We start from the raw sequence: 13,645 nt of genomic DNA, 5'->3' as shown, positions 1-13,645 counted from the left end.
CGGCAGGCTCACCAGTCGAGGGTGATCCCGACCCTGGCCACGCGCGGCGCTGCATATCCGGCGACACCGTCCCCGGTCAGCGAGACCTCGACGTTCCGATCGAACAGGTTGTCGACGGCCGCATACAGGCTGACGCCCTCCCCGACCCGATACCCGGCGCGCGTATCGGCCGTGACGGCTGCATCGAGCGTGCGGCTGTTCAGGTCGTCGTCGAACCGGGCGCTCTCGTAGCGGGCGTTGATCGACAGGTTCAGCCGGTCGGTCGCCTGCCAGTCGAAGCCGGCGGTGGCGCTCCATTCGGGGGCCTGGGCGGGACGCAGGCCGGTCAGCTGGGCCGCCGCCGTCCCGCCGTCGACCTGGGCGTCGGTCCAGGCCAGTGCGGCCGAGAGGGTGATCCGGTCCAGCCGATGTTCGGCGTTCAGCTCCAGTCCGGTCGCCTCGATGGTCCCGGCATTCTGACGCTGCCGCAGAACGCCACCGGCCGGCACGAAGCCCCCGCGCGGCAGGACTGCGATCACGCCGGGGCCGGTCCCCAGGGTGACGTTGACGATGGCGTCCTCGATCCGGTTCCAGAACAGGGTGGCCCCCAACCGCGTGGAGGTGCCGTCCCAGCTCAGCCCGGTCTCGCCCCCCTGCAAGCGCTCGGGCTCCAGCGCGGCATTGGCCTCGGTGATGTCGTTGCCGACGCGGAACGGCCGGTGCAGTTCGTTGATCGTCGCGGGGCGAAAGCCGGAATAGGCGGCGGCGCGGGTGGCGAACCCTCGACCCAGATCACGCCGGACACCCAGTCTCGCCGAGGTCACCTCGCCGGATCGGTCGGCAGATGTCTCGTCCAGCAGGTTCGCGCCCGTCGCCCGGTCCAGTTCCAGCCGCCGCCCCTCGGCATTGCCCCAGCGATCGATCCGCAGGCCGCCGGCCACCAACCAGGCGTCACGCGTCCACGACGCCTCGACATAGCCACCGACCACCGAAGTCTCGCCGCCGGCGAATCGATCCCGAGTGAAGCGGTTCAGCGGCACGGACCAGCTGAACCGTTCCTGCGTCTCGCCCTCGGCCAGCCGGGCATCGGCCCCGACTTCCCACTCCAGCCGACCGCCGGCGACGCCGAGGCCCGGCTGGCGCAGAGCCAGATTGCCGCCCCATCCGGTCGCGGGCGTGGCGTACTGGTCGTTCGCAGGCGTCGTGCCGGACCGGTTGGCAGCGACCGAGGCGGAGCTGTTGGCGAAATCGCTCTCTCGCCGCCACGCCTGGATGCGCCAGCCGAGGCGACCCCGCGCCGGCGTCCGGGCCAGGGTCGCCGAATAGCTGTGCCCGGTGGCGGTCGACCGGGTGTTCAACAGCCCCGAACCCCGATCCTCGTCATAGGCCGACGCCCGCATCGACAAGGCCGTCGCGCCGTCCAGCTCGGCGTCGGCGCGCAGGGCCGCGCTCCGGGTGTCGAGGTCCAGCGGGGTGTCAGCGGCCCCGGCGGCGGCGGAGCGCACCGGCGTGTACCCATCGGAATGGTCCGCGAGCACGGAGGCGGTGATGGCCACCCGGCCGGTCCTCAGGCCGGTGACGGCCGCGACCCGACGCCCTCCGTAGCCCCCGGCCGAGACGTCCAGCCGCCCGCCTTCGCCGTCCCGTTCGCGCAAGGCGATGACGCCCGTCAGGGCCCCTGCGCCATAGGCCCCTGCCCCCGCACCGCGCACGATGTCGAGACTGTCGAGGCTTTCCGGCGCGATCTGTGACCACAGCACCCAGCCGCCGAAGGAATCGTTCAGCGGCACATTGTCGAGGGTGACCAGTGCCCGGCCGGCACCCGACGGGGCAATGGCCCGCAGTGAAATCCCCTGGGTCGTGGGATTGGCGGCCAGGCTGGACGTCCTGCGGAACAGGGACACCGCCGGAACACGGCCCAGCGCCTCGTCCAGCCGCGTCGAACGGTCCAGCGCGGATCGGTCCAGACGCGTGACCGAAAAGGCCGCATCCCCGGCAGCGGGTGGAAGTCGAGCCCCCGTAACCACGACCTCGGGCAAGGCAGGCGGCGCGTCCTGGATCATGCGGGTTCGGGCCGGGCCGCCGCACGGCCGTCCTCGATACGCAATACGGCTTGGCTCAGGGCCGAAACGTCGCGGGGGTCATGCGTCACAATCACCATCGGCGTGCCGACCTCGTCTCGCAGTCTGATCAGGTAGGGAATGAGGGCGTCGCGGCGGCGGACGTCCAGACCTGCGAACGGCTCGTCCAGCAAAAGGATGCGCGGTCGCGCGGCTATGGCGCGGGCAAAGGCGACGCGTCGCATCTCGCCCCCCGAAAGGGTCGCCGGCCACCGGGTCTCGAACCCGTCCAGATCGACGAGGCCGAGCGCCTCGGCCACGTCCATCGGATCGGTCGCATAGGGGCGGGCAAAGGAGACGTTGGCCTCCACGTTCAGGTGCGGGAACAGCCGCCCCTCCTGAAACAGATAGCCCACGCCGCGCCGGTGCGCAGGCGGGACGGCCCCGGTCGCGCTGTCGATCAAGACCTGACCGTCCATGGCCAGATGAACCTCATCGACGGGGCCCAGCCCGGCCAGACCCTGAAGCAGGGTCGTCTTGCCCGCGCCGGACGGTCCGACCACCACCAGCGACCGGACGTCGCCTGCAAAGGCCACGTCGAGCGAGAAATCCCCGCGTCGGGCGCGGACTCGGAACGACAGGCTCATGCGCGCGGCCGCCCGCGCAGACTGCGCCGATTGGTCCATTCGGCGAGGACCAGGGCCAGGACACAGACGGCGACCGAGACGACCGCCAGACGGATTGCGGCCGGTTCCCCGTCGGCCCGCTGTAGCGTGGCATAGATGGCGACCGGCAGGGTCTGGGTCTCGCCGGGAATGGCCCCGGCAAAGGTCACGGTGGCCCCGAACTCCCCGAAGGCGCGAGCGAACCCCAGCACCAGGCCCGCGATCATGCCCGGCGCGGCCAGCGGCAGGGTGATGCGGGCAAAGACATGCCACGGCGGCGCGCCCAGGCTGGAGGCCGCCTGTTCCAGCCCTCGGTCGACACCCTCCAGCGACAGCCGCATCGGCCGCGCCACGAGCGGCAGGGCCATGATCCCGGCGGCCAGGGCGGCCCCGGTCCAGTGAAAGGCCAGGGTCACGCCGAAGACGTCATGCAGCCACCCTCCGATCGGCCCCCTCACGCCGAACAGCATCAACAGGACCAGTCCCGTCACCACCGGCGGCAGGACCAGCGGCAGGTTGACCAGGGTCTCGACCATCCATTTGCCGGGAAAGGACCCGCGCGCCAGCAACCATGCCAGCCCCAGCGCCAGGGGCGCGGTTACCAGCATCGCCGCCCCCGCCACCTTCAGCGACAGCAGCGCAGCCTCGATCTCGAAGGACGACAGCGGCTCAAACAGAGGGGGCACTCCCGTCGGCGGGGGCGTCGAAGCCGTGACGGCGAAAGACCGCCATCGCCTCCGCCGATCGCAGATAGGTCAGGAAGTCCGCCGCCTCGGGCTTCGCAGGGATTGTCAGGGCGGCGGGATAGACGATCCGGGGCTGTTCCGACATCGGCGGTGTGAGCACGATCCGGACCTGACCGGCCCCGACGACATCGCTGGCATAGACGATACCCAGGGGGGCCTCTGCTCGCGCGACGAAGGCCCGCACGGCCCGAACATCCGCGGCCAGCACCAGCCGCTCACGAACCGCGTCCCACCGCCCGGTCTGCTGCAGCCAGGTCCTGGCATAGGCCCCGGCGGGAACGCTGTCGGGGTCGCCGATGACCAAGCGTCCGTCGGTGCGGGCTAGCCAGTCGAACGGATCGCCCTCGATCGCGGCGGCGTCGGCACCGATCACCACCAGCCGATTGCCGACCAGATCGACCCGGGTCTCCGGCATGATCCGTCCACGCTCGATCAGCCGATCCATCCAGACGGTATCTGCCAGAACTACCACATCGGCCGGAGCACCCGCCTCGACCTGTCGTGCCACGGCACCGCTGGCGGCGAACGACGACCGGATCGTCACGCCCGTCGCGGTCTGCCATGCGGACCCGATTTCCGTGATGGCCTCGGCCAGGGACGCCGCCGCGAAGAGGGTGACCACGCGCGGCACAGACGGCGCAGAGCCACATCCGGACACGCCCAGCAGGGTACCCGCCAGGGCCGCGCGCCGCGTCGGCCGCCATGCTGCAAAGTCTTGCGCCATCCGCCCTCCTGCGCGCCGGTTAGCACAGATCGGGATGCGGGAAAGGCGCGGCTGACCCTATGTCGCAGCCCACATGCCGCGTGCCTTCAGGAAGTCGTCGTGCATGGGCATTCGCGCGACCGTATCGCGCCAACCTTTCGCGATCTGGCCAAAGCCGGCCTGGACCTGATCCAGAGCCTGAAAGTCATAGAGCGGATTGCGCCCGACCGGAGTGATGCCCTGGCCGTACATGACCGCCATCCATGAGCCCTGGCTGAAATATTCGTCGGCACCCGACTGATACAACAGGCCCCGATCACGGAAGGCCTCGACGCGCTGGCGCAAGGTGTCGGGGATCGGCATGGCGGCGGCGTGCCGCCAGAACGGCGTGTCGTCCCTCCGGGTCGCGTGGTAGTGCAGGATGACGAAGTCGCGGATCAACTCGACCTCGGCCCCCAGGCGGCGATTGTAGGCCTCGATATTGACCGGGCTGAACCGGCTGTCGGGAAAATGCTGCAACAGCCGATAGATGCCCGACTGGACCATGTGGATGCTGGTCGATTCCAGCGGCTCGATGAAACCGCTCGACAGGCCCAGGGCCACGACGTTCCTGGCCCAGAACGCCTTCCGGCGCCCCGTCGTGAACCGCAGCGGCCGGGGCTCGGCCAGGGCCGGGCCGTCCAGATTATCGAGCATCACCTGACGCGCCGTGTCGTCATCGACGAAGTCGTTGCAATAGACATGACCGTTGCCCGTGCGATGCTGGAGGGCGATCCGCCATTGCCAGCCGGCGTCGCGCGCCGTCGATCGCGTGAAGGGCGTCGTCGGCGATACCCGCTCGCACGGCACGGCCCAGGCCCGGTTCATCGGCAGCCAGTGCGACCAGTCCTCGAAGCCGGTCTTCAGCGCACCCTCGATCAACAGGCCGCGAAATCCGGTGCAGTCGATAAACAGGTCGGCGGTCAGCTCGCGCCCGTCCTTGAGCCGCACCCGATCGACAAACCCGTCGTCCGGGCGCTGGACCACCTCGATGATCTCGCCTTCCAGCCGTTCGACGCCACGCGCTTCGCAGACCTTTCTCAGGTATCGCGCATACAGGCCCGCGTCGAAATGATAGGCGGTGAACAGGGCGCTCAACGGCGAGCGGGGATCTGGATCACGCAGGGCCGCCCGACCGGCCTTCATCGCCTGGGCGCAAAGGGAATAGGCCTCGATGTCGTCGGCGATCCGGTCCTTGGCCCTCAGCGCCAGAAAGGACTGCTGAAACTCCGCCAGCGTCGGGCCGGGGCCGAAGGTACCGAAGGGATGCAGATAGGTTTTGCCCTTGATGCCCCAGTCGACGAACTCGATGCCCAGCTTCAGCGTCGCCTGGGTCTCCCGCATGAACTCTGCCTCGTCGAGGTCGATCAGGGCGTTGAAGTCGCGGATCGGCGGCACGGTCGCCTCCCCCACCCCGACGATGCCGATGTCGTCGCTCTCGACCAGCGTCACCTTGCAGTGCGGCCCCAGCGACCGGTTCAGGGCGGCGGCCGCCATCCATCCGGCGGTGCCCCCACCGACGATGAGGATCGACTTGATCGGTTCGGCCATGCCTTGCATTTCCTCAATACGCGGGCCCGTGTTTCCCGGGCTCCGCCTCGACCCTAGCAGCTTGCGCTGCGGCAAAGAAAACGCCGCTCGTCGGGGTCGACGAGCGGCGCAAGGTTCAGTCGGCGGGACAGGGGGGAGCGCCCGCCGCTGTGGTCTCAGTATTTGAAGCTGACGCCGAACAGGAAGGTCCGGCCGTAGCGCTGGAAGTCGATCGTGCGACGCTCGTCGCCGTTCTCGAACGTCTTGAACGGCTCGTCGGTCAGGTTGTTGACCTGAGCCAGGACGGACAGGTTCTCCAGAGGGCCGGACTGGAACTCGTAGCCGATCTGGGCGTCGATGATGTTCTCGGCGGCGACCGAACGCAGGGTCCGGCCGTTGCCGAAGCCGGCAACCTCACCCAGGAAGTCCGACCGATAGCGGTTGGACACCCGCGCCTGGAAGCCGTTCGCCTCATAGTAGACGGTGACGTTGGCGACGGTTTCCGACAGACCCGGCAGGGCCGTCGGGGCTTGCGTCGGGTCAGGCTGGATCTCGCTATCCGTCTGGGAGACGCTGAACTGACCGCCGAAGCCTTCCAGCATCGGCGAGATGATCTCGAACGGCACGGACAGGGCAAACTCGACACCTTGGACCCAACCGCCGGAGCCGTTGTCGGGTGCGCTGACCAGACCGGTCCGCAGGGCGGGCTCGGGGCTGGTGCCGATCGGATAGCCGGTGAAGTCGAACAGCTGGTTGCGGGTGTAAACGAACGATTCCAGGTGCTTGTAGAAGGCAGCGACCGAAACGTAACCGCGACGGTTGGCGAAATACTTCTCGTACGAAACGTCGAAGACATCGGCGATGTAGGGCTTCAGCTCGGGGTTACCGCCGCCACCGCCCCAGGGGGAGTTGTTGATATCGGTCGAGGTCCGCTTGGACAGATCGTAGCCGAAGTTCCGCGAGGCCCGCATGTCGTCCATCCGGGGCCGCGCCAGGGTGCGGGCCAGGGCAAAGCGCAGGAACTGGTTTTCACCGACCTCGAGGATGAAGTTGGAGCTCGGCAGGATCTCCAGATACTTCGCGCCGCCCTCGACGGCGACCGAAACGCGAGACGCGCCGTTGCCGCTAGCCGAGAAGCCGGACGAGCTCTGGTCAGTCATCACAGCCTGGACGCCGACGTTGCCGGTCAGGGGAATACCGAACAGGTTATGGTCGATGTTGGCCTTGATGTAGCTGGTCGAGACCGTCTCGTTGACGGCCCAGTTGCCGGCCAGAACATCGGCGTTCGGGTTGCGGACAATGTTGTAGAAGCCGCTGTTGACCAGACCCAGGGCGTCATAGCTGATCACCGAGGAAATCCCCAGGTAACCCAGGTTGGTCGGGGCCAGCAGGAAGGCCGACGGCACCGCCACGGTCGCGCCGCCGGGCACGCCGAGGAAGAACTGGTCGTTGACGAACTCCTTGTCGCGTTCGGAGTAGTTGAACCCGAATTCGATCGCGCTGAACGGCGACTGGTGCAGTTCGCGGCGGCCGCTGACGCGGATGGCCTTCAGTTCATCGTTGACGGTCGGGGTGTTGAAATAGCCGTCCTGGCCGCCCGGGATCACGTCGCCGCCCCACCCTTGCGGGCTCGTCAGGCGGATCAGGTTGGGATCGGCGTAGTTCAGACGGCTGGAAAAGGTCGGGACGCCGTCGTTGTCGATCGTGAACCCGAGGGTATCCAGAGTGCCCGTCACGTCGCGGCCCGTGCCGGAATAGGTCTCCAGGATGATGTCGCTGCGTTCGACCTTGGAATAGTTGAGGTCCAGGGCGAAGCCCCAGTCGTCCGACGCCTGGAACTTCGTGTTCCAGCCCAGCGAGGTGATCGTGCTGTCGCGAGTGTTGACGTCGTTGCGGACCACGCCCTTCACGTTCGAGAACGAGCCGGCCGTAACGAAGCCGTCCTCCGTCGTGGTGGTGGTCAGGACCGGGCCCGGACGGCAGGTCGCCGTCTGAACCTGCGGCGTACCGCACGTGCCCGACGATCCACCCCAGGCCAGCGGGAACTCGATGCCACGCAGGATCTGGGTGTTCTGGAACTCGGAGTAGAAGGCGTCGATGGTCGAGGAGAAGCGATCGTTCGGACGCCATTCGAGGGTGCCGGCGAAGCCGTCCCGCTCAAGCTCGCTGGACATGACGTAGGGCTTGGTCCCGCCGATCACCAGCGAGGTCGGGGTGGCGTTCGGATAGCCCCAGGCGTTGAAACGCTCGGACTGATAGGGGCTGGTGATGTGGGCATAGCCGATGGCGACGCCGATCGTGTCATCGGCGAACTGATCGATGTAGGACAGGCTGTAGCGGGTGCCGGTGTCGGTCGTGCCGGCGTTCAGCGCGCCGATGTCGTTCATCTCATAGCGGACGTTGCCGGCGATGGTGCGACGGCCATAGGCCAGCGGGCGGATGGTCTGAAGATCGACGGTCCCGGCCAGACCCTGACCCACCAGGGCGCTGTCAGGGGTCTTGTAGACGGTCACGCCGCCCAGCAGTTCCGAAGGATACTGGTCGAACTCGACGCCGCGGTTGTCGCCGGTGGTGACCTGTTCACGGCCGTTCAGCAGGGCGGTGGTGAAGTCGGGGCCCAGGCCGCGGATCGAGATCAGCTGACCGCGACCGTCCAGGCGCTGGACCGTCAGACCGGGCAGGCGCGCCAGCGATTCGGCGATCGAGACGTCCGGCAGCTTGCCGATGTCCTCGGCCGTGATGACCTCGACGATCGAGGTGTTGCGGGCCTTGGCGGCGATCGAGTTGGCGATCGAGGCGCGGATGCCGGTGACGACGATCTCGTCGACCTGGGTCGCGTCCTCGTCCTGTGTGGTCTGGGCGTAGGTGGGGCCGGCAAGCGCCAGCAGCAGGCCTGCGCCGACGGCGGCGCCGGTCATCAGACGCGAACGCGTGGTGAAACGATTGGTCATTGTCATCTCCCTGGGGCTGTCCGCGTTTCTGACGCTGCCGATCAAGCCTTCGCAAGAATATGCAAAGAATGACGGTTCTTGCAAGCCCGTAATGATCGGGGTGTAAAAAAGACGCTTCTGCCGCAGCGTAACACGCACTTTCCACGCCCATATTGCGGCGCAACACGGCGATCCGTGCCGAATCCGGGCGCTCTGGAAACGGTTGACAGCGGCAATCTGTTTTGCAAAATCTTGCAAAGACGCTGGGTGGACGATGTATCCCCCACACGCATTTGAGGGACGGATGGATCGATCGGCACCACGAACTCGGCACAGGAATGCAGCGGTCGGCCTGCTGGGTGCGCTCGCCTGCATGATCATGCCGTCGAGCGGCACGGCCCAGGCGTCGGCCGACTTCCGCGCGCGCCTGCCGCAGGACGAGGTGATCTACTTCCTGCTGCCCGACCGGTTCGAGAACGGCGACCGATCCAACGACACCGGGGGGATCGCGGGCGGCAAGCTCCAGCACGGCTTCGACCCGACCGACGAGGGCTTCTATCACGGCGGTGATCTGGCCGGACTGACCGCGCGTCTGGACTATATCCAGGGCCTGGGCGCCACCGCCGTCTGGCTGGCACCGGTGTTCAGGAACAAGCCGGTCCAGGGCGAACCCGGCCGCGAGTTCTCGGGCGCGCACGGCTACTGGATCACCGACTTCACGACCGTCGATCCCCACTTCGGCACCGACGCGGAGTTCAAGGCCTTCGTCGATGCCGCCCATGCACGCGGAATGAAGGTCTATATGGACATCATCGCCAACCACACGGCCGACGTGATCCGCTACCGCGAATGCCCGGCCAACGACTGTGCCTATCGCAGCCGCGCCGACTATCCGTACTCACGGCAAGGCGGGATCGAGGGCGCGGCGATCAACGCCGGCTTCGACGGCACGAACTTCGAGCGGCTGACCCGACCCGACTACGCCTACACCCCCTATGTGCCCGAGGCCGAGGCGACGGTGAAGGTTCCGGCGTGGCTGAACGACCCGATCTACTACCACAACCGTGGCGACACGACCTTCAAGGGCGAGAGCTCGCTGGACGGCGATTTCGCAGGGCTGGACGATCTCTACACCGAGAACCCGCGCGTGGTTCAGGGGATGATCGAGATCTACGGCGACTGGATTGACCGCTACGGCATCGACGGTTTCCGCATCGACACCGCCCGCCACGTGAACTCCGAGTTCTGGCAGGCCTTTGTCCCCGCCATGCTGGAGCGGGCCCGCGCGAAGGGCATCCCCAACTTCCACATCTTCGGCGAGGTCTATGACCACGACCCGGGCATCCTGGCGCGGTTCACCCAGGTGGATCGCTATCCGGCCGTTCTCGACTTCGCCTTCCAGACCACGGCCACCGATGTCGCCAACGGGGTCAAGGGGACCGACGCCCTGGCCAGACTCTATATGGCCGACGCCCTCTATGCCGGGGGCGAGGCGGGGGCGATGCAGTTGCCGACCTTCCTCGGCAACCACGACATGGGCCGGATCGGCGGCTTCATCGCCAAGGCCCATCCGGACGCTTCGGCCGACGAACTGCTGGCCCGCACGACCCTGGCCCACGCCCTGATGATGTTCGGCCGCGGCGTGCCGACGATCTATTACGGCGACGAGCAGGGTTTCGCCGGGATCGGTGGCTACGGCGCCGCGCGGGCGGACATGTTCCCGAGCCAGGTCGCCGACTATGCGACCCACCCCCGGATCGGCGGTGCCGGCCAACCCTTCGCCACCTCCGCGCCCATGTATCGCCGTCTCGCCGAGATGGCCCGCATCCGCGCCGCCTCCCCGGCCCTGCGCCGGGGTCGCCAGATCGTGCGCGCGACGAGCGAGACGCCCGGCCTGTTCGCCGTGTCACGCGTCATCGACGGCGAGCCCGGTGAGACCCTGATCATCTACAACTCGGCGACCACGCCGATCACCGTCAATATCGAGGTCGCGACGGCGTCACAGGACTGGAGCAGCCTGCGCGGGTCCTGCCCCGCGACCGCATCGGCACCCGGATCGATCCGGGTTACCGTTCCCGCCCTCGACTACATGATTTGCGTATCGAAAGACCCTGCGTGACCGTCCAGACCCTGAGCCATCCCGACACGACGACCACAACCGCGACCGAATGGTGGCGGGGCGCGGTGCTGTATCAGGTCTATCCGCGCAGCTTCGCCGACAGCAATGACGACGGGATCGGCGACCTGCCGGGCATCACGGCCCATCTGGATCATATCGCATCCCTGGGCGTCGACGGCGTCTGGCTGTCGCCCTTCTTCACCTCGCCGATGAAGGATTTCGGCTATGACGTCGCCGACTATACCGACGTCGATCCGATCTTCGGGACCCTGGCCGATTTCGACGCCCTGGTGGCGCGCGCCCACGAACTGGGGCTCAAGGTCATCATCGACCAGGTCTATTCCCACACTTCGGACCTGCACGCCTGGTTCCAGGAAAGCCGCCAGAACAGGATCAATCCCAAGGCCGACTGGTACGTCTGGGCCGACGCCAAGCCGGACGGCTCCCCGCCCTCGAACTGGCAGTCGGTGTTCGGCGGGCCCGCCTGGACCTGGGACGCGCGCCGTCACCAGTACTACATGCACAATTTCCTGAAGGAGCAGCCGCAGCTCAATGTGGCCAATCCCGAGGTGCAGGATGCCCTGATCGACGCGATGCGGTTCTGGCTGGACCGGGGGGTGGACGGGTTCCGGCTGGATGCCATCAACTTCGCCATTCACGACCCGAAACTGACCGACAATCCGCCCCTGACCTCGAACGGCAAGCGGACCCGCCCTTTCGACTTCCAGGACAAGATCCACAACCAGTCCCAGCCGGGCATCCCGGTCTTCCTCGGCCGGCTGCGCGCCCTGGCCGACAGCTATGCCGGCGACCGGTTCCTGGTCGCTGAGGTCGGCGGCGACCGCGCCAATGCGGAAATGAAGCAGTACACCCAGGGTGACCGGCTGCTTCATTCCGCCTACGGATTTCTTTATCTGTATGCGGATCATCTGGACGCTGAGCTGGTCCAGAAGGGCCCCGCGATGTGGCCGGGCGTGGATGGCGAGGGCTGGCCATCGTGGACCTTCTCCAACCATGACGCGCCGCGCGCCATCTCGCGCTGGTCCGAAGGCCGCGATGAAAAGGCCTTCGCCGAGATGGCCATGCTGCTGCTGATATCCCTGCGCGGCAACGTCTTCGTCTATCAGGGCGAGGAACTCGGCCTGCCCCAGGCCCATGTGCCGTTCGACCGCCTCGTCGACCCCGAGGCCATCACCAACTGGCCCGAGACCCTCGGCCGCGACGGTGCCCGCACCCCGATCCCGTGGCGGTCCGACGCCGTTCAGGCGGGCTTCTCATCCGTCGAGCCCTGGCTGCCGATCGACCCGCGGCACTATCCGCTGGCCGTGGATGCACAGGAGGCCGATCCGACCTCGATCCTGCACTTCAGCCGCCGCCTGATCGGGTTGCGGCACCGCTATGGCGCCCTGCGGACGGGTACGATGAGGATGGTTCAGGCCGGACCGCTGCTGGCTTTCGAGCGTGGCGAAGGGGACGAGATCATGTTGTGCGTCTTCAACCTGGGGCACTCGTCGGAGGCGTGGTCAGTGCCGGAGGGCTGGCGCGTGGTCGAGGCGGTGAATGTCGAAGATGTTGCGACCGGTGCCCTGCCCCCGCTCGCCGGCCTGCTGTTGGCGAAGGGCGAGTGAAGGCTCGCAGACATCTTCCTTCTCCCCTTGCGGGAGAAGGTGGCTCGCGGAGCGAGACGGATGAGGGGTACGAAGACGCTCGACCGCCGTTGGAAGCGAGACACCGCAACTTTCGACACCGAGTGGCACCCCTCATCCGTCAGGCTCCGCCTGCCACCTTCTCCCGCAAGGGGAGAAGGAATCTACCCCCCGCACGTCTCCCGGACGATCAGGTCCGTCGGGATGCGTTCGGACCGGCCGGCGCGATCGCCTGTGGAATCCAGCAGCTTGGACACCATCAGCCGGCCGGCCTTCATCGTGTCCTGAGCAATGGTGGACAGGGCGGGACGGCTGTAGCGGCTGAAGGGGACATTATCGAAGCCGATCACGGACACATCGCCCGGCACGCTCTTGCCGTGGTGCAGCAGGGACCGCACGGCCCCGAGCGCGATCAGGTCGGACGCCGCGACGATGCCGTCGAAATCCAGGCCGCGCGCCAGCATGGAATCGACCGAGGCCTCGGCCGACTCGACCTCGAAATGGGCGGGAACGACCAGGTCGGGATCGAGCGCCAGCCCCGCGTTTTCCAGCGCCTCCGCATAGCCGCGTTGCCGCTGCATGGCCTCGGGCGGATCGAGGTCGCCCAGGAAGACGATGCGCTTGCGGCCCAGTCGGGCCAGATGAGACGTCGCGCGCCGACCGCCGTTGATATTGTCGGACCCGACAGAGCAATAGTTCTGGTCCGGCAGTTCGGCGCCCCAGACCACGAACCGGCTCTCGGTCTCGGCCATCCGGTTGAAAGCACCGTGCAAGGTGCTCTGGCCCAGAAAGATCACCCCGTCGGCGCGACTGGTGGTCATGGCAACCGACAGATCGTCCAGATTGGCCGGCGAGACGTGGCTCATGACCAGGTCGCAGCCTCGCTCGCGCGCCGCCTCTCCGACCCCCGCCAGCAGTTCCAGGAAGAAGGGATCGCTCAACCGCCCTTCCCGACCCTGAGGTCGCGGCGTCACCAGTGCGATCGTGCCCTGGGCTCCGATCGGACCGGCCGGCATGTAGCGACGGAACGGGTAGTCATGCTCGCGCGCCAGCTTCCAGATCGCCTGTTTGGTGCGGTCGTTGACGGCGGGACTGTCGTTCAGGGCGCGCGACGCCGTGGCGATCGACACCCCGGCCAGCCGGGCCAGGTCTTCCAGACGGGTCGTCTTGCGGCTCAAGGATCGCGGGCTCCGACAGCGGTGTCTGCAAATTTTTCTGCAAATCTTGC

Annotated in this window: 9 protein-coding genes; 2 read left to right on the top strand and 7 right to left on the bottom strand. The window is 67.4% G+C overall.

Features of this window, described 5'->3' with window-relative positions:
• Window positions 1–8: 8 nt before the first annotated feature.
• From O5K39_RS13155 to O5K39_RS13130, 6 genes are all read right to left on the bottom strand, one after another.
• Entirely contained in the window at window positions 9–2,042 is a 2,034-nt protein-coding gene (locus O5K39_RS13155; protein WP_271144074.1) for a TonB-dependent receptor, read from the bottom strand.
• Entirely contained in the window at window positions 2,039–2,686 is a 648-nt protein-coding gene (locus O5K39_RS13150) for an ATP-binding cassette domain-containing protein (protein ID WP_271144073.1), read from the bottom strand. The genes O5K39_RS13155 and O5K39_RS13150 overlap by 4 nt, the downstream gene beginning before the upstream one ends.
• Window positions 2,683–3,390: a molybdate ABC transporter permease subunit gene (modB, locus tag O5K39_RS13145; RefSeq protein WP_271144072.1), complete on the bottom strand. Its 708-nt coding sequence runs from the start codon at window positions 3,388–3,390 to the stop codon at window positions 2,683–2,685. The genes O5K39_RS13150 and modB overlap by 4 nt, the downstream gene beginning before the upstream one ends.
• Window positions 3,374–4,174 carry a molybdate ABC transporter substrate-binding protein gene (gene modA, locus O5K39_RS13140; RefSeq protein ID WP_271144071.1) on the bottom strand — a complete coding sequence of 267 codons (801 nt, stop codon included), beginning with the start codon at window positions 4,172–4,174 and terminating at the stop codon, window positions 3,374–3,376. The genes modB and modA overlap by 17 nt, the downstream gene beginning before the upstream one ends.
• 57 nt (window positions 4,175–4,231) lie before the next feature.
• Window positions 4,232–5,743 (bottom strand): tryptophan halogenase family protein, encoded by a 1,512-nt coding sequence (locus O5K39_RS13135; protein ID WP_271144070.1) that lies wholly within the window; start codon window positions 5,741–5,743, stop codon window positions 4,232–4,234.
• Window positions 5,744–5,898: 155 nt separating this feature from the next.
• Window positions 5,899–8,673 carry a TonB-dependent receptor gene (locus tag O5K39_RS13130; RefSeq protein WP_271144069.1) on the bottom strand — a complete coding sequence of 925 codons (2,775 nt, stop codon included), beginning with the start codon at window positions 8,671–8,673 and terminating at the stop codon, window positions 5,899–5,901.
• Window positions 8,674–9,025: 352 nt separating this feature from the next.
• Between O5K39_RS13130 and O5K39_RS13125 the strand changes: the two genes are divergently transcribed.
• Together O5K39_RS13125 and O5K39_RS13120 are read left to right on the top strand one after the other, a co-directional pair.
• On the top strand, window positions 9,026–10,771 hold the full coding sequence (locus O5K39_RS13125) for an alpha-amylase family glycosyl hydrolase (protein ID WP_271147157.1): 1,746 nt from the start codon (window positions 9,026–9,028) through the stop codon (window positions 10,769–10,771).
• On the top strand, window positions 10,768–12,399 hold the full coding sequence (locus tag O5K39_RS13120; RefSeq protein ID WP_271144068.1) for an alpha-glucosidase: 1,632 nt from the start codon (window positions 10,768–10,770) through the stop codon (window positions 12,397–12,399). The genes O5K39_RS13125 and O5K39_RS13120 overlap by 4 nt, the downstream gene beginning before the upstream one ends.
• A gap of 182 nt (window positions 12,400–12,581) precedes the next feature.
• Here the strand turns inward: O5K39_RS13120 and O5K39_RS13115 are convergent, their stop codons facing one another.
• The gene (locus O5K39_RS13115) at window positions 12,582–13,640 is read right to left on the bottom strand and encodes a LacI family DNA-binding transcriptional regulator (RefSeq protein WP_271147156.1); all 1,059 of its coding nucleotides are present in this window, start codon (window positions 13,638–13,640) and stop codon (window positions 12,582–12,584) included.
• Between the last annotated feature and the right edge of the window lie 5 nt (window positions 13,641–13,645).

Origin of the sequence: Brevundimonas sp. NIBR10, from assembly GCF_027912515.1 — a bacterium.
Lineage (GTDB): Bacteria > Pseudomonadota > Alphaproteobacteria > Caulobacterales > Caulobacteraceae > Brevundimonas.
The sequence above is the reverse complement of the archived record's forward strand: the minus strand, read 5'-3'. Positions and strand labels throughout refer to the sequence as shown.

Bases quoted from the DNA above. Each gene is read 5' to 3' on its own strand.
- O5K39_RS13155 (WP_271144074.1), bottom strand. From the start codon at position 2,042: ATGATCCAGGACGCGCCGCCTGCCTTGCCCGAGGTCGTGGTTACGGGG.
- O5K39_RS13150 (WP_271144073.1), bottom strand. From the start codon at position 2,686: ATGAGCCTGTCGTTCCGAGTCCGCGCCCGACGCGGGGATTTCTCGCTC.
- modA (WP_271144071.1), bottom strand. From the start codon at position 4,174: ATGGCGCAAGACTTTGCAGCATGGCGGCCGACGCGGCGCGCGGCCCTG.
- O5K39_RS13135 (WP_271144070.1), bottom strand. From the start codon at position 5,743: ATGGCCGAACCGATCAAGTCGATCCTCATCGTCGGTGGGGGCACCGCC.
- O5K39_RS13130 (WP_271144069.1), bottom strand. From the start codon at position 8,673: ATGACCAATCGTTTCACCACGCGTTCGCGTCTGATGACCGGCGCCGCC.
- O5K39_RS13125 (WP_271147157.1), top strand. From the start codon at position 9,026: ATGATCATGCCGTCGAGCGGCACGGCCCAGGCGTCGGCCGACTTCCGC.